This is a genomic window from Dolichospermum compactum NIES-806 (assembly GCF_002368115.1).
Lineage (GTDB): Bacteria > Cyanobacteriota > Cyanobacteriia > Cyanobacteriales > Nostocaceae > Dolichospermum > Dolichospermum compactum.
Genome location: NZ_AP018316.1, coordinates 4,589,848 through 4,611,364 on the forward strand (window position 1 = coordinate 4,589,848; position 21,517 = coordinate 4,611,364).

A 21,517-nucleotide genomic window follows, 5' to 3' on the forward strand; every position below is an offset into this window, starting at 1 on the left:
TCTTAATCTGTTCTTGCCAATTATTACTTAGATCCCGGACTTCTTTAAGAAGTCCGGGATCTTGTTTGTTGTTCACCAATCCAAACGCCAAAACTGCTAGAGTCCTTCTAAAGATACTCCTAAAAAACGAGCTAATTCCGCACCTTGGGTTTCCAAATCTGCCAAAGATAACGGTTGACCTACTCGTGTAAGGGGAATATCCCGTCTACCTTTGACCCGAAGATATAAAGCGCGTTGAGGATTCAGACCTTCCTTAATCACAATTTTGACAGATTGTACATCTGAAATCCTGCCGTCAATTTGGATTTGACGATTTTTTCCGGGAAAACCCCAACGAAAGATTTTTAATGTCCCCGTTTCCCGATTGAACTCATTATAACCACCACCTAAATCCCATAGAACTACAAGCCACAGATATGTAGCTAATAGCAAGCCAGCAGCACCATATAGTCCCATCACCAATCCTTGAGGGACAAATATGAGTTGTGTTGCATCAGTAACTATGAGTAAATTAACTTTGAGATAACTAGAAATACTAGCTAAGAAAAAACCACTGGCTCCCATAGTTACAATACTTGCCCACCAGTAGTTACTAAACCGACGTGAACCAAGAACCTTTTGAGAGAGGAGGTTCTCGCTTTTATTAATTGTTGTTGATACGGTCATTAAACTACCTTGGACTATCTTTCTCAAGTCTGCCACTGAACCAGTCTGGATTGCAAGTTATCAAACAGATGACAATGAATTTTATCCTCAACTTCAAGGATTCTAGGGCGCAGGCCATTGAGAGAATTTAGGGCGCAGGCCCTGCGCCCCTACGAAGATTTATGAGAAAATCTGTGTCAAATTGTTAAAATTCTGATTCTGATAGAAAATATTTAACTTCCTGTTCTATATCCAGCCCAAATTCTGACTAATGTGATAAGTTAAGAATCATTACGTTACCAAAACCTAGATTGCTGGTTAACGGTAGCCGATCATGTCATAATTTATGAGAAATGATCACTTTGTCAAGCAGTCAGTTCTCACAATCTTAGCGTCTGTAAGGCTGCTAGAATTGTAAAAAAAACGTTTAGTTCCTCACGGCAGATGATATAAATCAGTAAACTTGCTGAAACACTGCTTAAAAAACGTTGAAATTTTAGTAAAAACGAGGATTTTAGTAAATGACCATCGCAGTTGGACGCGCCCCCAGTAGAGGGTGGTTTGACGTATTAGACGACTGGCTAAAGCGCGATCGCTTTGTATTCGTAGGTTGGTCAGGAATATTATTATTCCCCTGTGCCTTCCTCGCATTAGGCGGTTGGCTAACTGGTACAACCTTCGTCACCTCCTGGTACACCCACGGACTAGCATCTTCTTACTTAGAAGGAGCTAACTTTTTAACAGTAGCAGTATCCACACCAGCCAACAGCATGGGACATTCCCTGTTGTTTCTGTGGGGACCTGAAGCTCAAGGTGACTTCACCCGTTGGATTCAACTCGGTGGTTTGTGGCCTTTCGTAGCCCTACATGGCGCATTCGGTTTGATTGGCTTCATGTTACGCCAATTTGAAGTCGCCCGTCTCGTCGGTCTTCGTCCTTATAACGCCCTTGCTTTCTCCGGTCCTATCGCCGTATTCGTCAGCGTGTTCCTGATGTATCCTCTAGGACAATCTAGCTGGTTCTTTGCACCTAGCTTTGGAGTAGCCGCAATTTTCCGTTTCCTCCTATTCCTACAAGGTTTCCACAACTGGACACTCAACCCCTTCCACATGATGGGTGTAGCGGGAATCTTAGGTGGAGCTTTACTTTGTGCCATCCACGGTGCCACAGTAGAAAACACCCTATTTGAAGACGGTGAAGGTGCAAACACTTTCCGCGCTTTCAACCCCACCCAAGCTGAAGAAACCTACTCTATGGTGACAGCAAACCGTTTCTGGTCACAGATTTTCGGTGTTGCTTTCTCCAACAAACGTTGGTTGCACTTCTTCATGTTGTTTGTCCCTGTGACAGGCTTGTGGATGAGTTCCATTGGGATCGTTGGTTTAGCATTAAACCTGCGGGCTTATGACTTCGTTTCCCAAGAATTACGGGCAGCAGAAGACCCAGAGTTTGAAACTTTCTATACCAAAAACATTTTACTGAACGAGGGTATCCGCGCTTGGATGGCTCCTCAAGATCAACCCCACGAACAGTTCGTATTCCCAGAGGAGGTACTTCCACGTGGTAACGCTCTCTAATAGAGTTATTAGTGGTGGACGCGACCAAGAATCAAGCGGCTTCGCTTGGTGGTCCGGCAACGCCCGTTTAATCAATTTGTCTGGTAAACTACTTGGCGCTCACGTTGCCCATGCTGGTTTAATCGTCTTCTGGGCTGGAGCAATGACTTTGTTTGAAGTCTCTCACTTCATCCCAGAAAAGCCTATGTACGAACAAGGCTTGATTCTGCTTCCTCACCTCGCCACACTGGGTTGGGGCGTTGGTCCAGGTGGTGAAGTTTTTGATACATTCCCCTACTTTGTTGTGGGTGTACTTCACCTGATTTCCTCCGCAGTTCTAGGATTTGGCGGTATTTATCATGCCGTTCGCGGTCCTGAAACCTTAGAAGAATATTCTGCCTTCTTTGGTTATGACTGGAAAGACAAGAACAAAATGACCAACATCATCGGCTTCCACCTGATCATCCTGGGATGCGGTGCGTTGTTATTGGTGCTGAAGGCTATGTTCTTCGGTGGAGTTTATGATACATGGGCTCCAGGTGGTGGTGATGTGCGTGTGATTACTAATCCCACACTCAACCCTGCAATCATCTTCGGTTATCTAATCAAAGCTCCCTTCGGTGGCGAAGGCTGGATTATTAGCGTTGATAACATGGAAGATGTTATCGGTGGTCACATTTGGATTGGTTTAACTTGTATTGCCGGTGGTATTTGGCACATCTTCACCAAGCCTTTTGCTTGGTCACGTCGTGCCTCCATTTGGTCTGGTGAAGCTTATCTATCCTATAGCTTAGGTGCGCTCTCCTTAATGGGGTTCATCGCTTGCGTTATGGTGTGGTTTAACAACACCGTTTACCCTAGCGAATTTTACGGTCCTACTGGTCCTGAAGCTTCTCAAGCTCAAGCTTTAACCTTCTTGATTCGTGACCAACGCTTGGGTGCTAACGTCGGTTCTGCACAAGGTCCTACCGGTCTAGGTAAATACTTGATGCGCTCTCCATCCGGTGAAATTATCTTCGGTGGTGAAACCATGCGCTTCTGGGATTTTCGTGGTCCTTGGTTAGAGCCTCTTCGTGGACCTAACGGTCTTGATTTGGAAAAAATCAAGAATGATATTCAGCCTTGGCAAGCTCGTCGTGCCGCTGAATACATGACCCACGCGCCTTTGGGTTCTTTGAACTCTGTGGGTGGTGTGGCTACGGAAATTAACTCATTCAACTATGTGTCTCCTCGTGCTTGGTTGGCGACTTCACACTTCGTTTTAGGATTCTTCTTCCTCATTGGTCACTTATGGCACGCAGGCCGCGCCCGTGCTGCTGCTGGTGGTTTTGAGAAGGGTATTAACCGTGAAACAGAACCAGTAATGTTTATGCCTGACCTCGACTAGGTTTTTCTGGGCTTAATTACTGACAATATAATGCTTTTGATAGCTCTTGCCTAACCGCAAGGGCTTTTTTTGTAGTTTTCTGTGTAAGTTAACGCATTTAACTTTGTTAAGTAAGAGTAAAAATTTAAAATAAATTTTGCACAGGTACTTACAATAATTAAACATTGCTGCTAATATACAATGTAACAAATAAATCTTACTAAGGGTCAAGTAATGAATAAGCTAAAGTTCAGCACTTCTGTATTGACAGTTGCTGCTGGTTTGGTAATGGGGACATCAATAAATCAAGTTGTTATTGCTGAGGAAGTTGTTGCAGAATCAATTACTCAGCCAGTAGTTACAAATGAAGTTATTGCCACATCAATCACTCCTGAAAAAACTGAAACTCATCCTCAACCAGGAACTTTCAGTTATAGTGCTGGTGATTTACTGGCAAAAAGACCACTGGATTTAGATCAGTTCTGTAAAAATTATCCTTTAAATTCCCGCTGTACTAATCAGCCTGTCACCACACCAGTAACAAAGCCAGAGGAAGTTAAATCTGAACCTACGGGGGAAAAGAGTGAAACTTCTGCAAAAACTAGCGGTTGGGCAATTACACCTGAAATTAGTACATTAGGTGTTGGTGCAACAGTCACTAAGTCCATAACACCTAATGTCAATGCTAAATTAGGCATTAATGGCTTAGGTATAAGTAGAGATGTTAGCTTGTCCGATGTTGATTATAAAGCTAACCTCAACCTATTTAATGTGTCTACCTTAATTGACTACCTACCTTGGAAAAATGGTGGTTTTCATTTGACCGGAGGTTTGGTGTTTCAAGATAATAATTTGGAAGGAACTGGGAAACCCAAGAATGGTGTGACCATTAGGATCAATGACAAAGACTATAACAGCACAACTGTGCTTACATCATTGAACTCTCAAGTTTCCTTTCCCAACAGTGTCGCACCATATATTGGACTGGGTTGGGGTAATGCTGTGAAGCCTGGTAAACATCTGGGATTTTCGGCAAATTTAGGTGTAATGTTTGCTGGCTCCCCAAAGGTATCATTAACACCTGGGTTTGGTCCAGATGCAACGGAGGCTTTAAAAGCGGAAATTAATAGTAACATCGAAGCAGAAAGGAAAAAACAAGAAAGCGATCTGAATTGGTTAAGTGTTTATCCTGTTTTTTCTCTTGGTATTTCTTACCAATTCTAATTTACAATTTAGGGTGTGTCAGATGTTGAAAATATATTCATTATTACTGAGTTATCGAGTCTGACTCACCCTACAAAAAATATTTAGTATCACATTTGCGTAAATCCTAGTTTTAACTTTCCTCTCTACCAGTTGCTATAATTAAATTAACTTGTATTTTATTTTCAAATATACAAATGATCATAACCAAACATCGCGCTGGTAGAGTCATGCTTCATAACATCAGTTGGCAACAGTTTGAAAATCTTCTGCAAGACTTGGGAGAAAATCGTGCTGCTAGGGTGGCTTATGATGATGGAAATTTGGAAATTATGACCCCTTTACCAGAACACGAACAATATAAAGAAGTAATTAGTGATGCAGTTAAAGATATCGCTGAAGAGTTGGATTTAGACTATGAAAGTTTAGGTTCAACTACCTGGAAAAAAGAACGCAAAATGGCAGGAATAGAGGCAGATAATTGCTTTTATTTTCAAAATGAACCATTAGTTAGAGGTAGATTAGATTTAGATTTGCAAAAAGATCCACCTCCTGATTTGGCTTTAGAAATTGATGTTACTAGTAAATCGTTAGATCGTTTTCCAATTTATGCTCGTTTAGGAGTTCCTGAGATTTGGTGTTATGATTCTGGTGAGTTGAAGATTTATATTTTGCAAGCTGGGGAATATCTAGAATCCGAGGAAAGTTTGGTATTTCCTAGTTTAGAAATTCGGGATTTACCAAAAATAATTGAACAACACCGAGCAAATGGTAGAAGGGCAATTAGAAAAGCTGTTAGGGAATGGGTACATCAGAAATAATTAAAAAATATTCATCCTCCCACATTCATCGCTGCTAAAAAAGCTTTTTGACTGACATCTTGATAAACGGCTTTTAAATATTTCATCACCAAATCACCAGCAGGAGAATTAGTTGTATTTTCTTCATCTTTTGCTAAAGGAATTGTCCCTAATATATCTAATACTGTTTCACTAACAGCAGGTGAAATTACGACCAAAGACGATTCTAAAGGCTCATTATATTGCCAAAAATTATCTATTGTAACAGGGTATTGACTTTCGGAAACTTCTGGTTGAATTTCCGATGTTACTTGAATTGTCTCGACATTTTTACTACTACGTAATTGGCGTAAATCACTGATGATTTGCTCTTTGGTACGCCCACGTAGTTGAAATAATACAAAAGGGTCTTCACTAAAGCGATCGCCTAATTGATAATATACTGCACCGATATGTTTACAAGGAACAGCTTTATCAGGACAAGAACATTTACTGTGAACATCAGTCAGAGTAAAGGGAAACAATGATAACCCGTTACTGATAAAAACCTCTTCAATATTTTGTGGCATTTCTCCCGCTAATAACTTAGCCGCAAAAATCGCCTTTTGAGACATACTTTCCACCACATAACCCCATTCCTCCTCACTAAAAGCATCAAGAGATAAAGAAACTTTATAAGGTTCTGCTTCACTACCCTGTACTCTCGCTAATACTTTCGCAGCTTTAAATTTAATACTCAGAATATTTCCTTGTCGAGAATAATTTCTTGCCCGTTCTAAGCGCTTTTTAAATCGGTAAGAATCTAGTAAATCTAACCATCTTTGTGACCACCATTCCCGACTTGCTTGTAAGGTTTCGTTACTCATAATCTTTGATATTTTTGTGGTGCCAGCAATTTCATTGTTTCCATTTTTACAGAAATATCCGGTAAGCGTAAAGCTCAGTGGCTTTAGCCCTGAGATATAAGCGACACGGGCGGTTTTAACCGCCTTCAGTCATATACTACCAAATCAATACTACTCGGTTAAGCCTTTTTTGGGCATTATAAACAACGATATTTCAAGAGTTTTAGCCTACTTGATTTCCTTAACCGAGCAGTATTGCATCAGGAAATACTAAAGTATTGCAAAGTTATTTAAAAAAAGATTGTGTTTAGTATAGATATATGAAGAATATGGGCAAATAGATAATCACAGTATTAAAGTACAAATGTCACCGATTAGAAAGATTAAAAAAAAGGGGCTATAGTATTATGGCTATCTCCAAAATGTTTGCTGATATGGCTCAGTTTATTTCTGAAGCCTTCATGCGGATTTTCACCCCTGCTAATGATGCCTATCCTGTGATTGGGGTACAGCCCTTTACAGGGAAAATATATAAAAAAGGTAAAGCAGCTTGGTAACACTGAAGATTTTCCTCCATCATAAAAGTAGGGACAAGGTAAAAATTTTGATGCCAGGTCCCTATTTTTAATTGATTCTAACCGCCTATTTCTTGCAGCATTGCTTGTATTCTTGCAGCACTTTCTGTGTCATTTCCCCGCTGATATAAATTTAATGCCTTCTTGAGAACTTTATTTGCTTGTGTCGTTTGTCGTCGTTGTTTAAACATAGAACCGATTAACTCATAGGTGCGGGGATTATTTTTATCTAAATTAATAGCTTGTTCATAAGCCCACATAGCTGCTTGATAATCACCCAAACTAGTTTGAGAAACTCCTAATCCTAAATAGGCGTTGACATTATTCCGATTTAATTGAATAGCCCGACGGTAAGCTTCTTTTGCGCCTTTGTTATCTTGTGTGCTACTTTTAAGATAACCAACAGCATAGTAAAAATCACTATTATTAGGATTAATGGCAATGGCTCGACGATAAGCATCTAAAGCTGAGGTAAAATTGCCTTGTTGAGTATATAAGTAGCCAATCCCAGCATAAATTCTCTCATTTTTGGGATCTAATTTTGCGGCTTGTTGATAAATGGCGATCGCTCCATTATAATCTTTAGAATCTACCAGTCTTTTTCCCTCATCTATCAAGTTTTTCAACTCTGAATTATTCACCTGTGTCAGTAGGACATCAGCTTTCCCTACTATAGGTGTGCTAGTAAATAAACATCCTAATAATAAGGCAGTTAACAGGACTGATGTTTTTTTGTACATACTAAATTTTCCTAAATTTTCTTAACCCGTTTTTATTCGTATATTAAAACAAAAATATTGATATTTGTAATCTGTATTTATTCACATTTACAGAATATCAATAATTTCTTAAAATTATTTGACATCTTCAGAACTATAGCAACTTAATCCTTTCGCCAACAGATAATGATAAATTCACAAAATTGTAGGTATACTCAAAACGGTTGAAACATGAACTTTTGTAGAATCACGAAAACCCCAGATTTGTAAGGGTTTAGCACTGCTAAACCCTTACCCGGAGAATCAAATAATTAAGCCGTGTTGGGTATATAATGGGGTATGCAGCGAGGTTTTACCCGGAATTTGGCTATAGTCATCTAATTTCTCCATAAGTTTATGCTTTTAACTACTACTGATGTGATTCAAGGTGCTGTAATTCAATCCTACTTAGGCATTGTCACTGCCGAAGTTGTCTATGGTAGCAATTTTCTCCGGGATTTTTTAGCGAGTATTCGGGATATTGTCGGTGGACGCACTGGCAGCTATGAGCGTCTCTTTGAAGAAGGACAACGCAAAGCAATGGAAGAATTAGAACAAAGAGCGCAACGTTTAGGCGCAGATGCTGTTGTTGGTATTGCCGTTGACACAGGCACAATTAATGTTGATCAATCTGGTGTTTTATTAGTAATTACAGCTACGGGTACAGCCGTGAAAATTCGTTAATATTTCTCTAATTTTGTAATTTTCAAACCTTTACTCATCTAGAAATTTATAACTAAAGAAAGACAAAAAAACTCTTTCTATTGATAGAGATTGAAAATAATAATTTGTCATTTAATTTTAAACATAAGCCATAAGAAAATTTGAGAAGAAAGAATTTAAAACAGAGGATTTTTTCTGCTTGAAAAGAAGATAATACATGAGCAACTTTGCTGCAATAGCAAGGGAGAAAAGTAGCTATGTCATACGTAAATCGAGTAGGTGAGGATATTAGTCCTCCTGAGTCTTTGGTAGCTAGTAGAGTAACGGAATATCGAGACCGCGTGCGTTGGGGTCCGATAGTTTCCGGTGTGTTAGTGGCTTTAGCAAGTCAATTAATATTGAGTTCCTTGTTTAGCGCGCTGGGTGCAGGGAGAATTGCCGAATCCTTAGCACCGAGAAGTATTACTCCTAATACTATTAGTAATGTCGGAATTTGGTCGACAATTGCTTTATTATTGTCTCTATTTATTGGTGCTTGGATCACAACCCGTGCCTGCGGACCAATGCACCGGGACACAGCAGTACTTAACGGCGCAATTCTCTGGGCAACGACTTTAGCACTTAGCTCTTTTCTGTTAGCAAATGGAGTATTGGGTACTTTTGGTTTAGCTGCTTATAATGCAGGAGAAATTATTAATCAACTACAGCAACAAGGTAATGTAATAACGCCTAATATACCAACCTTAACTGCTGAACAAACTCGTGACATTGCTGCTGCAACTTCCAGAAATTTGTGGTGGTTTGTATTTGGTTCTTTGTTAGGTTTACTTGCTTCTTTAGCGGGAGCAGTAGCCGGTGCGCGTAGCACCTCTAGTAGCTCTAGACTTAATAATTACAATTCTTGATTGAACAATTCAATTATTAAACCAATTTGCTAGTAACGCTTTCTGGGAATTAATGATGTTACATTTTTAAATTGTTGGGAGAATTTGTTGAAATTCTGCTAGATTGAGGGTTGCAAAATACAGTTCAATTTCAAGATCAGGATAGCGACTGCGAATTGATGAATAAGCTTGATTTAAATAATCTGTATGTACTTGCAACTCTCGTTCTGGATCTTTACTTAAATTAGAGTCAATCATCATGGCAAGTGGTTGTTTCAAAACAATTGGTTTGTCCAATTGTTTCCAATAATCCCGAACGTTCCAGTAGTTGCTTAACTTCCGGTTGTAAACCTGTGAGAATTAAGCGGCAATTATGGCGTTCTAAGTCGTGGTAAATATCCTCTGAAGCCACTAATCCAGTCGTATCCATATTTGGCACAAACCGCAACCGCAGAATTAAATATTTAACTTCTGGTTCATCTCTGAGGAAGGTAGCAAATCTCTCCGCAGCCCCAAAAAATACCAGACCATCTACCCGATAAACGGCAATTTCTTTCCCTAATTCTAAGACTCGCGCTGCTAGAGGTGCTAAAGTGAGAACAATAATGGCTAAGGCAACCCCGTGAATTACTCCAGATAGTCAGGTTTTACCGCCAGAACGAACATTAACAGCAGTCCGCGCGATCGCCCCTGTGGCGGGAATACTACCAAAAAATGAGACAATGATATTTGCTAACCCTTGACCAATTAATTCGCGATCGCTATTATGTTTCTCACTGACAGTCATACCGTCAGCTACAACCGCTGATAATAAAGATTCAATACTTCCCAATGCGGCTAAAGCCAAAGCCGGATTAATTAATTCTCGAATGACACTAAAATCATTCCAATGGGGAATCCCTTGAGGCAGGGGTAAAGATTGGGGAATAGCCCCAATTGTGGGAACATTCAGATGGAAACCAGCAGCTATTCCCGTCGCTAACACCAACCCCACCAAAGAACCGGGTATTGTATTATTAATCTACTGCTGCTGTTAATCCTCCCGTCAAATCGCCACGCAGATTACTAAACCAGTGCCTCATACGCAAAAGCTTTGATTCTTGGAGGGTATTTGCGATCGCCATATTGTCAATTCAACTCTTATAGACAATTCGTTAATTGTGTTATTTAATTGTTAGTAAAGTTTAATTCTGTTCTCTAAAAGATAAGATCGCTGCCTACCAGATACGCGATTTTTATTATACTTATTGCAAGATAGTCCTTCCTCATCGAGTTCATTATAGCAAATTGCAAATCAATTGTCAACCCCCTAATACTCTATATTGGCGTTGAACAGTGGAAATATCTCGGTAAGTCAGGATATTCTAGATACCACAACTTACCACTTCAAAAATGCTTCCTCAATTCCCTTCTCTCTTCTCACTTTCGCGTCTATTTCAAACCAGGTAATAATTTGTTTTGTCGTCAACTCCTCAATAGACACATCATATTCCTTAGCAATATATTGTAAAATTCTCAAAGAAGAAATAGTCAATCTCGTTAAAAACTTCTCAGGAGAAGATAACAAAGCCGCATCAACTTGAGCAGATTCTTCTGAAGATAAAAATTGAGTAGATGATTGATTAGGTGAGATATCCATAAAAATTCAAACTTCTGTTTAATCGAGAAATTGCCTTTCTACCATTAAATCATATTATTGTTACCCCTGAGCAATAAAAGCAGAGCAATAAGTAACTCAACCTTAAAAAAATAATGCCCAGATATCCGACTGCTTAATTTAATCAGGAAATTTGTGTTTTTAACCAACTCCGAAAATTCTTAATCATTGACACTTCACCCACTTGTAAACTAGAAGCTAAAAACTGAGGAATTTCTGTATTTAAAGGTAAATTCGCAAAAGTTGGTGAACCATTGCAAGGAATATATTTATCCTCAGATAAACTATAAATTTGCATCACAGGTTCATCATAACGCCAAACTTCAGGAACACCTAAAGCTAAATAAATCGGTAATTTATCAATAGAAGAACTAGCATAATCAACTTCTATGACTAAATCAGGTGGGGGATCTTGAGTTAAATCTAAATTTGTTTTATTTCTCATAATTGGTTCATTTTGAATATAGAAACTAGAATCAGGTTCTACACCTCTAGCTAAATCTTCTCTTTTACAAGTTAATGAACCAGTGCTTTTGACATTGAGATTTAACTCTTCAACTAAAACAATAATTAGATTTTGTAACAAACGGTTATTATGTTCATGGGGCATTAATGGAGTCATAATTTCTAATATTCCCTGATTATAAGTAAACCTATTATGACGATCATCACCTGTTTCTAATAAAATCCTTTCAAAAGTATTCCAAGAAATATTATGGAGGATGACGCTATTGGTGTGAGTGTCGCTGTGAGTAGGTGCTAGAGTTACCATAGAAATTTACCTCGCAGTTTTAATTGTTCTATTATATCACTTTAGGGAATAAGGAAGTTCTCCTTAAAAACTAATTTAAAAGTTCTATCAGTTCATCTTTAGTTAAATCTGCATCTCGAATTATTTTTACTAATAAACCTTTTCCGATAGTTTTACCACTATGAGAAGGAATAGAAACAACTCGATTATCTTCATGTTTCATTCTTACATGACTTCCCTTTTGTCTGACTATATAAAAACCTGATTTTTCTAGTGCAGCAATCAGTTCTTCTCCTGTGTTGGTAATTTAGTCATGATAATACTACTTTTTGCACACCAATAAATTCTGTGGTTAATTCCTCTTCTAGTTCTTCTAAACACATTTCAATAACTTCTTTAATATTTTTCATGAGTTCATCAATAGTTTCTCCTTGACTATAACAGGCTTTTAGTTGAGGAACTTCACCAATATACATACCATCTTCATCTCTTTCAATTACTACATAAAATTCTTTGTTTTTCATGATTTTATTTGTCATTGCGATAGTTTACTAATAAAGTTAGCAATACTAGATTTTCATTATAACACAAACGAAAGATCCCCGACTTCTTAATTTAATCTTTGGTAAATAATGATAATTTATCAAAGAAGTCGGGTATCAGTAATTTCATCATTTTGGTTTTTTGCTTCTTTCCCAAGCTTTTGATGCTGGAGGAGGTGATGATGGTTTTTCTATAATTTCAATAATTGTACTAATCACTTGATGAAGTTTATCATCTTTGATTTTTCCAATGTATCGAATTACGTTACTTTTATCAACCGTTGCAATAATATTAGGGCGAATATGACAAGGGATTAAATTTAATTTACCAACTCTAAAATCTTGATCTTATAACTTAATTTCATAATCTCGTCCTGGTTTACTGGTAATAGGACAAATTATAATATTATTATTGTCCGATTCAGTTATAACTAAAGCTGGTCGTTTTTTTGTGGTAGATGTATCAGAAAAAGGAAAAGGAACAGATATCACATCACCTTTAATTAAATGTTCTATAGATCCTTCCATGCTTCGTCTTCCTCTGGATTAAGCCAAATTTTATTTAATGATGATTCACTCACTTCTAAAAATTCTTTGACCAATATTTTATTATCATCTGTATCAACAGCTTGTAAATTTTTAACTACTTCTAATGGCAGTCCAGTTAGTTTGACGATAAAATCTAAATCAATACCTTCTCGTAACATATTTACAGCAACTTGGGTTAAACCTTGCTGTAAACCTTTTTCCCATGCTTCTTGTAATGTTTGCGCTGGAATTGATAGGTTGTTCATATTTTTTATATTTATGTAGTTAGATTTTTGGAACTCGATTATATTGTATCATAAGCAATGATAATTTATCAAAGAAGTCGGGGATCTAAATTGCAGGTTTAGCCATTTGCAAATATTGGTAAGATTTGATAGGTTAACCAGCCTAAAAATAAGCCTAATAAAGATGTACCTGCTAAAATTCCAAATGAATGCCATTTGCTCAAAGATTTGGTTAAATCTCGTTTTGCACGAGGATAAGCGAACAAAAATATAACCGCAGAAACAAAAAAGCCTCCAGTTAGTACAAACAATAAATAATTTGAATTGAATAGTAAATTTATTAGTGAGAAACATATTAGTATAAATAAAAGCAACCAAAATAAATATCGCTCCTTATTGGGACGTGAAGCAGCAAGCAAAAAAAGTAGAGAAGAATACAAAACCCAACCGTGAACCCCAACCAAAACTTGGTTCAATTGACCATACTTATACACAGAAAGCAAAAGTGCAGACCAAAAAGCCAAAGCTGTAACTAACAAGTCATTCGGAACAGAAGTAAAAATCGAAACTGAAGTTAAAGCCGAAGCTAAGGCCGAAGTTAAAGTCATAAGTAAAGGTAAAGGTCCTGATAAAAAGCCACAAACTAAATAATAAAAACCAATAAATCCCAATTTAACCCAAGGAATATTCTTACTATTTACCCTTGTATTTGGAGAATTATTAACACCTACAATAACAGGAAATGCTTTATCAGTCCTAATGGTTTTATATTGAGTTTTCTGACTAACCTGATAAACCTGATTACTAAAATCAGGCAATAAATTCAACCATTTACCCATTGATTTAGGACGATTTCCTGCTTCTAAATTCATACCTTTCAGAATTGCCAGATTCAACTCATTACTAATACCAACAACATATTTATTAGGAGGAATTAAAGGCTTATTATATAACTTTCTATCTAGCGAACTTTCAGGACGTTTACCTGTAACCGCATAATATAAAGAAGCAGCAAGAGTGTAAACATCAATCGTTACTTGTCTATTACCTCCCATTTGTTCATAGGGTGCAAAAGCAATATTAGCAGGATGATCAGAAGTAAAATATCCATCTTGGGGCATTATTTCCCCAGCAATTCCAAAGTCAATTAATACAGCTTTGCCATTTTTTTGTACCATAATATTACCAGGGTGTGCATCCCGATGAACTAAACCCTGATGATGAACAAAAGTTAAAGCCTCTCCAATTTGTTTTATATATCCTACCGCTTCTAATTCTGGTAATGCTCCCCTTTTTTGGACTAAATTAAATAAACTTTCACCCGGGACAAAGTCCATTACTAAACAATATGTTTGATCATCTTCAAATAATTCTGTTACACGGACAATATTCGGGTGTGGTTGTTGAGAAAGTTGTGCTAATTTGCGTCCTTCTTGAATAAATCTTTTTACATAATGGGGGTATTCAGAATCATTTTTTAGGATTTCGTTCGGCGTTTTTATCACTACCCACTGCTTTAAAAGTGTATGTTGTGCTTGATACGTAATTCCAAAACCACCTTCTCCCAAGACTTTTTCCATAACGTATCTTCCACCCTGTAATTTATACCCTTTTTGCCAAACCATAGGTTATAAATGCCTAGTTTATCTGCGTTCAATTACTTCCACTCAAGCACCTAACTTTTTTCCACCAAATAAGCACAACGATGTTCACCATGAATCAACCAGTGAGTCCGTTCCACAGTGCCAGTTGCGTAAGTCCTGTATTGGTTTTAAAGCAGTTCTATTTTACTTCTCAATTCCATTAAATCAGGATATTGATTAATGTCAATATGATTAATTGCCCATTTAGAAAAATCATACATAGAGATATATGATTTATATGGTCTTTTTTTATCTTGACTAATTCTGTGCATTGCTTTATAAATATCTTTACCATTAAACCAAGTTAAATACTGCTTTTGTTGCCAAAATTCCTCTTGATGAAAAAGCTGTAAATACCTGTTCAGATTCTCTTCAAACTTATCTATTGTCACTTCCGCAACTGTATTTTTAAATTCATTAATTAATGATAAAGCCTGATTTTTACAATCAGATAAATCTAGAGAATCTGGAATTGTATCTTTAGTCCAGCTTGTGTCTAACTGTTTTCTACTAGCACTAAGTTGACATAAATTACCTAAAGCCCATCTAACAGCTTGATAATCTTGTAGATTCTTCGCAGCTTCTTCTATCCATTGAGCAATTTTATCAATTCCTGGTGAATCTTTGTGTCCCCATCGAAAAATAGTAGGATTTTCTAATTTTTCTGCATATTGGGTTATCCAATATTGATGAATGAGTTGAGGATCAAGTAAATAGTTTTCAATACAAGTACGATGGGATAGGAAAGCTCTATTTCCTAATTTATCTATTTGTAGTAACTTATTTTCTGATGTAGGTTCAATATCAAAATCACGATCTCTAAAAATAATATATTTTTTTGTAGCTTTTTGATTTTCATCATTTTTATTTTTATCTATAGAAAAATAGGCTTGAATAAAAAGTGAAAAATTAAATTTACCACCCACAGGAATAATTGTGATATCATTTGATAGATTTTCTAATACCTTATTATTAATTAATTGGAAATCTAGACTTTCCGATCCACCTTCACAAAAAATAACTTTATTCCGAACTACTCCCACAATTTAATTACTCCTCTATGATTCTGATAGATGATTCAGGTACTAACTGGGCTACATAATCAGAATGAGTAGTAATAATAAACTGATTATTTTTACCTAGTTTTGGTAAAGTTCTCAGTAAAGCTTGTTGCATTGGTGGATGTAAATGTAATTCTATTTCATCAATTAAAATCACTGAATTATGAATATTCCAATTCATAAAATCCAGAAGTATAGGAAACGTAGCCCGTTCTCCTCCAGACATTTCAGAAAATTCATAGTGGTTTTTATTTCTATTGTTGTAAATATAAAACCAAGGTTCAGTCAGAATATTATCAATATTATCTCGCATTTCTAAACCTGCAAATTCACGTCCTGGAAAAACAGTTTTATAAATTCTTGCTATTTCTGCGTATAAGTCTTTTGCTCCTGGACGGAAACTTTTACCATTTTTGCTATATTTCTCATGAATCATTTGCCACTTTGCTAGGCGATCGCGTAGAATATCTTCTGTAATTTCTAATTGATTTTTTGGATCTTCAGGAGTGAGACTGGTTGCTGTTCTCTGTTCTGTGTACCAAAAAACTGTACCCACTCTTTCAAACACTGAAAATCCTTCAGAACGAAATAACTGTTTAGCATATTCTCGTCCTTTAAATTGAAATAATTCTGCTGCGCTATTTGCTGTTACACTTTCTCCTTGCCATTTTAAGCTAACAAGATATTTTTGAGCAGGAGAAACTGGTAAATCACGTCCCATTTCCCGTAATTTTTGGTGAAATTCACTGATAGCTTGCAGTTCTGATTTAGAAAATTGTACATTAATAGTAACATTGGTAGGAGATCCACACCAATTACTACCTAATAATTCATAGTTAAATCCTGGCCAATCTAAATCAGCAGGTTTGTTTAATCTTTCTGTAGCTGTACCTAATGTGGATGCAATAGCTTGTAAAATGCTGGTTTTTCCAGCACCATTCGGACCAATAATAACAATTAAATCTTCTGCTAAACCTGTTTCAGTATCAGTAAAATCTAACTCCTGATCTCGAAATTTCTTAAAATGTTTTAGCTTAACGTTTTGAACTTTCATATTAATTTGCTTTTCAGTATACTCTTCAATATATATTTAGCACCGCAAAACCCTGATCAATTAATTGTAAAATCATCTATTTTCATCCCACATCCACAACAAAAATAACGGACTTCCTTATCTGCGTCTATCCGCGTTTATCTGCGTTCAATTACTTCCACTCAACCACCTAACTTTTTTCCACCAAATAACCACAACGATGTTCACCATGAATCAACCAATGAGTCCGTTCCACAGTACAATCTGGGAGAATAGCCGCAAACATTTCCAATTCATGACCACAAACGCTGGGAAAAGATTCCGCAACATCAGAAATAGCGCAGGTATGTTCCACAAAAATGAATCTCTCTCCACCTCCACCACTAGCATCTGATTCCACAGGGTGAAACTCCGCCATAAAACCTTCAGCCTTTCGCAATTCTATCAAATTTGCGACCCGTTCCTGTAAAGAACCATTACCCACCCGTTCATGATATTCTTGGGCTTTACGTTCCCACTGTTTCCGTAAAATAGACTTTACTTGGTCACGTCCCACAGTTTCCTCTAAAGTGTCCAAGAGAGAAACCGCAAACTCGCCATAACCGTCACCTAAGCGGTTGGCACTTTTTTGTAAGTGTTGTCTTCCTCCCCGACTCAAGTGATAAACGTGCTGCGGTCTGCCCATACTCGGCTGTGCTGATACCGAATATATAACTAGCTCCTCCGTCTCTAAATCCTTCAAATGACGGCGAATCGCTTGGGGACTCACATCCAAAAAGTTCGCCAACTCAACAGCCGTTGCTTGTGAGTGCTTCAATAGATACTCTAGGATATCCTGCTTAGTTGAGGTCTGCTGGGTAGTCGCCATCTTCTTTACTAGACGCTTCGCAAACGTCCCAAAATAAAAAACTTTTTTTCTGAAAATTTGACTTAAACAACATTGTTGTTGTTAATCTATCGTACAATGAAAATAGATTAAACAACAGCCGAGTTGTTTTAGTCGCTAAACCTATTCTAGCAGTCCTGTTAGGAATCGGTAACAGAAAACGGGAACTAGCTTTATGCAGCCCGTCGCCCGACCTTTAAAGAGAACACAAGAGAACCGATGAGCGCATCCGTCACCACCTTAGTCAACCAACCTTACAAGTACGGCTTTGTTACCGATATTGAAGCCGATACTATCCCGCGTGGGTTAAGCGAAGATGTTGTCCGCCTGATTTCCGCTAAAAAGAATGAGCCGGAATTCATGTTGGAATATCGCCTCCGCGCCTACCACCAATGGCTGAAAATGACAGAACCAACTTGGTCTCATGTCCAATATCCGCCTATTAATTATCAGGATATTATTTATTATTCCGCACCGAAACAAAAGAAAGCCAAACTCAATAGTTTAGATGAAGTTGATCCCACTTTATTGGAAACATTTGCTAAATTAGGTATTCCTTTAAATGAACAAAAGCGATTAACTAATGTTGCTGTTGATGCGATTTTTGATAGTGTTTCTGTCGCCACTACATATAAAGAAAAACTTGCCAAAGATGGCGTAATTTTCTGTTCTTTTTCCGAAGCTTTGCAAGAACATCCAGAACTGATTAAAAAATATTTGGGTAGCGTTGTTCCCATTGCTGATAATTATTTCGCAGCTTTAAATGCGGCTGTATTTAGTGATGGTTCTTTCGTTTATATTCCTAAAGGACTAAAATGTCCAATGGAATTGTCTACATATTTCCGCATTAATACCGGAGATACGGGACAATTTGAACGGACATTAATTGTCGCCGATGAAGGTAGTTATGTTTCTTATTTAGAAGGTTGTACAGCACCCATGTACGACAGCAATCAATTACACGCTGCGGTGGTAGAATTGGTAGCTTTAGATAATGCGGAAATTAAATATTCAACTGTACAGAATTGGTACGCTGGCGATGTTAATGGTAAAGGCGGAATTTACAACTTTGTGACTAAACGTGGTTTGTGTCAAGGTGTCAATTCTAAGATCTCTTGGACTCAAGTGGAAACAGGTTCTGCTATTACTTGGAAGTACCCTAGTTGCGTTTTAGTTGGTGATAATTCTGTGGGTGAATTTTACTCGGTTGCATTAACAAATAATATGCAGCAAGCGGACACTGGAAGTAAGATGATTCACGTGGGGAAAAATACCCGCAGTACAATTATTTCTAAAGGTATTTCTGCTGGTAAATCTAGCAATAGTTACCGGGGTTTGGTGAAGATTAATCCCACTGCTAAGGGTGCGAGAAATTATTCTCAATGTGACTCGATGTTAATTGGTGATAATGCTCAAGCTAATACTTTTCCTTATATTCAAGTTCAGAATAATACGGGAAAGGTGGAACATGAAGCTTCTACTTCTAAAATTGGTGAAGATCAGTTATTCTTTTTTGCTCAACGGGGTATTTCTTCGGAAGATGCTATTTCGATGATGATTAGCGGTTTCTGTAAGGATGTTTTTAGTCAGTTACCTATGGAGTTTGCGGTTGAGGCTGATAAGTTGTTGAGTCTGAAGTTGGAAGGTAGTGTGGGTTAAGGAAACGAACCACGAAGAAGCGAAGAACACGAAGAAAGAGAAGAGAAAAGATGATTATTGAGAATAGTGGTTTGATTTTGTCGGTTAAGGATTTGACGGCTGATGTTGATGGAACTCCGATTTTAAAGGGGTTGAATTTGGAGGTTCGCGCTGGGGAAGTTCACGCGATTATGGGTCCAAATGGTTCTGGGAAGAGTACATTTTCTAAGGTATTAGCGGGACATCCAGCTTATACTGTTACTGGTGGTGAGGTGGTTTTTCAAGGACAAAATCTTTTGGAAATGGAAGCAGCAGACAGAGCTAGAGGTGGTGTGTTTTTAGCTTTTCAATATCCTCTGGAAATTCCTGGTGTGAGTAATTTGGATTTTTTACGGGTGGCTTATAATTCTCGTCGGAAGGCTCAAGGTTTGGAGGAAGTTGACGCTTTCGATTTTGATGATTTGGTTGAGGAAAAGTTGGATGTTGTGAAGATGAATTCTTCTTTTCTGAACCGCAGTGTGAATGAGGGTTTCTCCGGTGGGGAAAAGAAGCGGAATGAAATTCTGCAAATGGCAATTTTAGAACCAAAGTTAGCGATTTTAGATGAAACTGATTCTGGTTTAGATATTGATGCTCTGAAAATTGTCGCTAATGGTGTTAATCAGTTAACTAATGCTGAAAATGCGACGATTATGATTACTCACTATCAGCGTCTTTTAGATTATATTGTCCCTGATTTTGTTCATGTTATGGCGCAGGGACAAATTATTAGAAGTGGTGGTAAGGAGTTGGCTCTTGAGTTGGAATCTCGCGGTTATGATTGGGTTCTAGAAGAAGCTTTGGGAGTGGGTGTGTAATGTCTATTCCAGTTTCTCTTACTTCTATTCCTGATTCTCTATTAGATAGAGATGCTTTTTTAACTGGTTTATTAAGTCGGGTAACTACTACAAAACAAGATGGTTGGTTACAGGATTTGCGCGACGGTGCTGTTAATTGGGTGCGTCATTCTGTTATCCCCAATACCCGCGAGGAAGAATGGCGATTTACTGATTTATCACCTCTGAAACAGGTAACATTCAATAATAATGTAGAGACGTTCCATGGAACGTCTCTACAATCCATGATTTTACCTGAAGTTTCTCAGCGGTTAGTATTTGTAAATGGTGTTTATGCACCTGATTTATCTAATACTGAAGATTTACCTGCTGGTGTGAAAGTTGGTAATTTCGATGTTTTACCTGATGAAGTTACACAGCAATATTTAGCACAATCTGAGGGAACAAGGGAAGTTTTTACTGCTCTGAATACTGCAGCTTTAAATGATGTCGCTGTGGTGTGGGTTGGTAAAAATGTGGTGGTGGAAACTCCCATTCATTTACTTTTTGTTTCTGTGTCGGCTGAGTCTGCAACTATTTCCCAACCTCGTGTTTTAGTGGTGGCTGAAGGTAATTCTCAGGTGGGTTTGATTGAAGAATATACGAACCACAAAGACACGGAGAACACAGAGGGGGGAGTTTACTTCACCAATAGTGTGACGGAAATTTGGGTAAATGAAAATGCTCAGGTGAGTCACAATAGAATTGTTCGGGAAGGTGAAGCGGCTTTTCATGTTGGAAAAACTGCTGTTACTCAGGCGCGATATAGTCGTTATAATTGTAATGCGGTGACTGTTGGTGGTAAGATATCTCGTCACAATTTGGAGATATTGCAAACTGGTGAGCAAACGGAAACGACGCTGAATGGTTTGACTGTGATTGCTGATAATCAATTGGCTGATACTCACAGTGCTTTGTCTTTAAATCATCCTCATGGTGTGAGTAAACAGTTACACAAGTGCATTATAGGCGATCGCGCTCATGGTGTGTTTAATGGTAAGATTTTTGTTCCTAAACTGGCGCAATTAACTGACGCATCTCAATTAAATCGCAATTTGCTGTTATCATCTAAGTCGAGAATTGACACCAAACCTCAATTAGAAATCACTGCTGATAATGTCAAATGCGCTCACGGTGCTACTGTCAGTCAATTGGAAGATGATCAAATATTCTACCTGCAAAGTCGCGGTATTGATGAAAATAATGCCCGGAAATTATTAGTTAATGCTTTCGCAATGGAAATTATTAACTTTATTCCTGTTCCTTCTTTGCGAGAAAGTTTGTTGAGAACCGTCACAAGTCTCACTAATAAGTTATAAAAAAGGCAGAATTTAGGAGTTAAAGAAGGATATCTCAAACTTCT

General features: G+C 37.7%; 24 protein-coding genes and 1 pseudogene. 10 read left to right on the forward strand and 15 right to left on the reverse strand.

Translation table 11 applies throughout. The annotated features are described in order from the left end of the window. Positions 1-96 precede the first annotated feature (96 nt). On the reverse strand, positions 97-666 hold the full coding sequence (locus CA730_RS21335; RefSeq protein WP_096670357.1) for a photosystem I assembly protein Ycf4: 570 nt from the start codon (positions 664-666) through the stop codon (positions 97-99). A gap of 500 nt (positions 667-1,166) precedes the next feature. Here CA730_RS21335 and psbD point away from each other — a divergent pair, with 500 nt between their 5' ends. The 4 genes from psbD to CA730_RS21355 all read left to right on the forward strand — a co-directional run bounded on the left by psbD (position 1,167) and on the right by CA730_RS21355 (position 5,591). Continuing rightward, the gene (gene psbD, locus CA730_RS21340; RefSeq protein WP_096667244.1) at positions 1,167-2,222 is read left to right on the forward strand and encodes a photosystem II D2 protein (photosystem q(a) protein); all 1,056 of its coding nucleotides are present in this window, start codon (positions 1,167-1,169) and stop codon (positions 2,220-2,222) included. Then, positions 2,206-3,588 carry a photosystem II reaction center protein CP43 gene (gene psbC / locus CA730_RS21345; RefSeq protein ID WP_096670359.1) on the forward strand — a complete coding sequence of 461 codons (1,383 nt, stop codon included), beginning with the start codon at positions 2,206-2,208 and terminating at the stop codon, positions 3,586-3,588. The genes psbD and psbC overlap by 17 nt, the downstream gene beginning before the upstream one ends. A 213-nt stretch (positions 3,589-3,801) precedes the next feature. Continuing rightward, positions 3,802-4,791: a hypothetical protein gene (locus CA730_RS21350; RefSeq protein ID WP_096670361.1), complete on the forward strand. Its 990-nt coding sequence runs from the start codon at positions 3,802-3,804 to the stop codon at positions 4,789-4,791. A gap of 176 nt (positions 4,792-4,967) precedes the next feature. Then, on the forward strand, positions 4,968-5,591 hold the full coding sequence (locus CA730_RS21355; protein ID WP_096670363.1) for a Uma2 family endonuclease: 624 nt from the start codon (positions 4,968-4,970) through the stop codon (positions 5,589-5,591). 11 nt (positions 5,592-5,602) lie between these two features. On the opposite strand, the gene CA730_RS21360 is transcribed toward CA730_RS21355, so the two are convergent. Then, entirely contained in the window at positions 5,603-6,436 is an 834-nt protein-coding gene (locus CA730_RS21360; protein WP_096670365.1) for an SWIM zinc finger family protein, read from the reverse strand. A 386-nt stretch (positions 6,437-6,822) separates the two neighbouring features. Between CA730_RS21360 and CA730_RS21365 the strand changes: the two genes are divergently transcribed. Continuing rightward, positions 6,823-6,972, forward strand: a complete 150-nt coding sequence (locus CA730_RS21365; RefSeq protein ID WP_027402426.1) for a hypothetical protein — start codon at positions 6,823-6,825, stop codon at positions 6,970-6,972. Between the two features lie 77 nt (positions 6,973-7,049). Here the strand turns inward: CA730_RS21365 and CA730_RS21370 are convergent, their stop codons facing one another. Beyond that, positions 7,050-7,730 carry a tetratricopeptide repeat protein gene (locus tag CA730_RS21370; RefSeq protein WP_096670367.1) on the reverse strand — a complete coding sequence of 227 codons (681 nt, stop codon included), beginning with the start codon at positions 7,728-7,730 and terminating at the stop codon, positions 7,050-7,052. 375 nt (positions 7,731-8,105) lie between these two features. Between CA730_RS21370 and CA730_RS21375 the strand changes: the two genes are divergently transcribed. Next, positions 8,106-8,432 (forward strand): YbjQ family protein, encoded by a 327-nt coding sequence (locus CA730_RS21375; RefSeq protein ID WP_027402424.1) that lies wholly within the window; start codon positions 8,106-8,108, stop codon positions 8,430-8,432. Positions 8,433-8,668: 236 nt separating this feature from the next. Beyond that, the gene (locus tag CA730_RS21380) at positions 8,669-9,316 is read left to right on the forward strand and encodes a hypothetical protein (RefSeq protein WP_096670369.1); all 648 of its coding nucleotides are present in this window, start codon (positions 8,669-8,671) and stop codon (positions 9,314-9,316) included. Between the two features lie 66 nt (positions 9,317-9,382). On the opposite strand, the gene CA730_RS21385 is transcribed toward CA730_RS21380, so the two are convergent. From CA730_RS21385 to sufR, 12 genes and pseudogenes are all read right to left on the reverse strand, one after another. Then, the gene (locus tag CA730_RS21385; RefSeq protein ID WP_231939903.1) at positions 9,383-9,556 is read right to left on the reverse strand and encodes a hypothetical protein; all 174 of its coding nucleotides are present in this window, start codon (positions 9,554-9,556) and stop codon (positions 9,383-9,385) included. Beyond that, positions 9,546-10,316: pseudogene (locus tag CA730_RS26275) on the reverse strand (SulP family inorganic anion transporter); the annotation flags it as partial. The gene CA730_RS21385 and the pseudogene CA730_RS26275, both read right to left, overlap by 11 nt. A gap of 357 nt (positions 10,317-10,673) precedes the next feature. After that, entirely contained in the window at positions 10,674-10,934 is a 261-nt protein-coding gene (locus tag CA730_RS21395) for a hypothetical protein (protein ID WP_096670371.1), read from the reverse strand. 142 nt (positions 10,935-11,076) lie between these two features. After that, entirely contained in the window at positions 11,077-11,724 is a 648-nt protein-coding gene (locus CA730_RS21400) for a Uma2 family endonuclease (RefSeq protein WP_096670373.1), read from the reverse strand. A 70-nt stretch (positions 11,725-11,794) separates the two neighbouring features. Continuing rightward, positions 11,795-12,010, reverse strand: a complete 216-nt coding sequence (locus CA730_RS21405) for a type II toxin-antitoxin system HicA family toxin (protein WP_407919809.1) — start codon at positions 12,008-12,010, stop codon at positions 11,795-11,797. 4 nt (positions 12,011-12,014) lie between these two features. After that, entirely contained in the window at positions 12,015-12,227 is a 213-nt protein-coding gene (locus CA730_RS21410; protein ID WP_027402416.1) for a type II toxin-antitoxin system HicB family antitoxin, read from the reverse strand. Positions 12,228-12,593: 366 nt separating this feature from the next. Then, positions 12,594-12,773, reverse strand: a complete 180-nt coding sequence (locus CA730_RS25810; RefSeq protein WP_231939904.1) for a type II toxin-antitoxin system PemK/MazF family toxin — start codon at positions 12,771-12,773, stop codon at positions 12,594-12,596. Beyond that, positions 12,758-13,039 (reverse strand): hypothetical protein, encoded by a 282-nt coding sequence (locus CA730_RS21420; RefSeq protein ID WP_096670375.1) that lies wholly within the window; start codon positions 13,037-13,039, stop codon positions 12,758-12,760. The genes CA730_RS25810 and CA730_RS21420 overlap by 16 nt, the downstream gene beginning before the upstream one ends. 98 nt (positions 13,040-13,137) lie before the next feature. Then, positions 13,138-14,643, reverse strand: a complete 1,506-nt coding sequence (locus tag CA730_RS21425; protein ID WP_096670378.1) for a serine/threonine protein kinase — start codon at positions 14,641-14,643, stop codon at positions 13,138-13,140. Between the two features lie 146 nt (positions 14,644-14,789). Further along, entirely contained in the window at positions 14,790-15,704 is a 915-nt protein-coding gene (locus CA730_RS21430; RefSeq protein WP_096670380.1) for a TOPRIM nucleotidyl transferase/hydrolase domain-containing protein, read from the reverse strand. 7 nt (positions 15,705-15,711) lie between these two features. Then, the gene (locus CA730_RS21435) at positions 15,712-16,776 is read right to left on the reverse strand and encodes an AAA family ATPase (protein WP_096670382.1); all 1,065 of its coding nucleotides are present in this window, start codon (positions 16,774-16,776) and stop codon (positions 15,712-15,714) included. A 169-nt stretch (positions 16,777-16,945) separates the two neighbouring features. Continuing rightward, the gene (gene sufR, locus CA730_RS21440) at positions 16,946-17,623 is read right to left on the reverse strand and encodes an iron-sulfur cluster biosynthesis transcriptional regulator SufR (RefSeq protein WP_096670384.1); all 678 of its coding nucleotides are present in this window, start codon (positions 17,621-17,623) and stop codon (positions 16,946-16,948) included. 237 nt (positions 17,624-17,860) lie between these two features. On the opposite strand from sufR, the gene sufB reads away from it, so the two are divergent. Genes sufB through sufD form a run of 3 tightly spaced genes read left to right on the forward strand, consistent with a single transcriptional unit; the run spans position 17,861 to position 21,473 of the window. Beyond that, positions 17,861-19,300, forward strand: a complete 1,440-nt coding sequence (gene sufB / locus CA730_RS21445; RefSeq protein WP_096670386.1) for a Fe-S cluster assembly protein SufB — start codon at positions 17,861-17,863, stop codon at positions 19,298-19,300. A gap of 50 nt (positions 19,301-19,350) precedes the next feature. After that, positions 19,351-20,136 (forward strand): Fe-S cluster assembly ATPase SufC, encoded by a 786-nt coding sequence (gene sufC, locus CA730_RS21450; protein ID WP_096670388.1) that lies wholly within the window; start codon positions 19,351-19,353, stop codon positions 20,134-20,136. After that, complete coding sequence (sufD, locus tag CA730_RS21455; protein WP_096670390.1) at positions 20,136-21,473, forward strand: Fe-S cluster assembly protein SufD; 1,338 nt, start codon at positions 20,136-20,138, stop codon at positions 21,471-21,473. The genes sufC and sufD overlap by 1 nt, the downstream gene beginning before the upstream one ends. The last annotated feature ends 44 nt before the right edge of the window (positions 21,474-21,517 follow it).

Excerpts from the sequence above, each read along its gene's own strand:
- CA730_RS21335 (WP_096670357.1), bottom strand. The coding sequence starts at position 666 with ATGACCGTATCAACAACAATTAATAAAAGCGAGAACCTCCTCTCTCAA.
- psbD (WP_096667244.1), top strand. The coding sequence starts at position 1,167 with ATGACCATCGCAGTTGGACGCGCCCCCAGTAGAGGGTGGTTTGACGTA.
- CA730_RS21350 (WP_096670361.1), top strand. The coding sequence starts at position 3,802 with ATGAATAAGCTAAAGTTCAGCACTTCTGTATTGACAGTTGCTGCTGGT.
- CA730_RS21355 (WP_096670363.1), top strand. The coding sequence starts at position 4,968 with ATGATCATAACCAAACATCGCGCTGGTAGAGTCATGCTTCATAACATC.
- CA730_RS21360 (WP_096670365.1), bottom strand. The coding sequence starts at position 6,436 with ATGAGTAACGAAACCTTACAAGCAAGTCGGGAATGGTGGTCACAAAGA.
- CA730_RS21365 (WP_027402426.1), top strand. The coding sequence starts at position 6,823 with ATGGCTATCTCCAAAATGTTTGCTGATATGGCTCAGTTTATTTCTGAA.
- CA730_RS21370 (WP_096670367.1), bottom strand. The coding sequence starts at position 7,730 with ATGTACAAAAAAACATCAGTCCTGTTAACTGCCTTATTATTAGGATGT.
- CA730_RS21375 (WP_027402424.1), top strand. The coding sequence starts at position 8,106 with ATGCTTTTAACTACTACTGATGTGATTCAAGGTGCTGTAATTCAATCC.
- CA730_RS21380 (WP_096670369.1), top strand. The coding sequence starts at position 8,669 with ATGTCATACGTAAATCGAGTAGGTGAGGATATTAGTCCTCCTGAGTCT.
- CA730_RS21385 (WP_231939903.1), bottom strand. The coding sequence starts at position 9,556 with ATGATGATTGACTCTAATTTAAGTAAAGATCCAGAACGAGAGTTGCAA.
- CA730_RS21395 (WP_096670371.1), bottom strand. The coding sequence starts at position 10,934 with ATGGATATCTCACCTAATCAATCATCTACTCAATTTTTATCTTCAGAA.
- CA730_RS21400 (WP_096670373.1), bottom strand. The coding sequence starts at position 11,724 with ATGGTAACTCTAGCACCTACTCACAGCGACACTCACACCAATAGCGTC.
- CA730_RS21410 (WP_027402416.1), bottom strand. The coding sequence starts at position 12,227 with ATGAAAAACAAAGAATTTTATGTAGTAATTGAAAGAGATGAAGATGGT.
- CA730_RS25810 (WP_231939904.1), bottom strand. The coding sequence starts at position 12,773 with ATGGAAGGATCTATAGAACATTTAATTAAAGGTGATGTGATATCTGTT.
- CA730_RS21420 (WP_096670375.1), bottom strand. The coding sequence starts at position 13,039 with ATGAACAACCTATCAATTCCAGCGCAAACATTACAAGAAGCATGGGAA.
- CA730_RS21425 (WP_096670378.1), bottom strand. The coding sequence starts at position 14,643 with ATGGTTTGGCAAAAAGGGTATAAATTACAGGGTGGAAGATACGTTATG.
- CA730_RS21435 (WP_096670382.1), bottom strand. The coding sequence starts at position 16,776 with ATGAAAGTTCAAAACGTTAAGCTAAAACATTTTAAGAAATTTCGAGAT.
- sufR (WP_096670384.1), bottom strand. The coding sequence starts at position 17,623 with ATGGCGACTACCCAGCAGACCTCAACTAAGCAGGATATCCTAGAGTAT.
- sufB (WP_096670386.1), top strand. The coding sequence starts at position 17,861 with ATGAGCGCATCCGTCACCACCTTAGTCAACCAACCTTACAAGTACGGC.
- sufC (WP_096670388.1), top strand. The coding sequence starts at position 19,351 with ATGATTATTGAGAATAGTGGTTTGATTTTGTCGGTTAAGGATTTGACG.
- sufD (WP_096670390.1), top strand. The coding sequence starts at position 20,136 with ATGTCTATTCCAGTTTCTCTTACTTCTATTCCTGATTCTCTATTAGAT.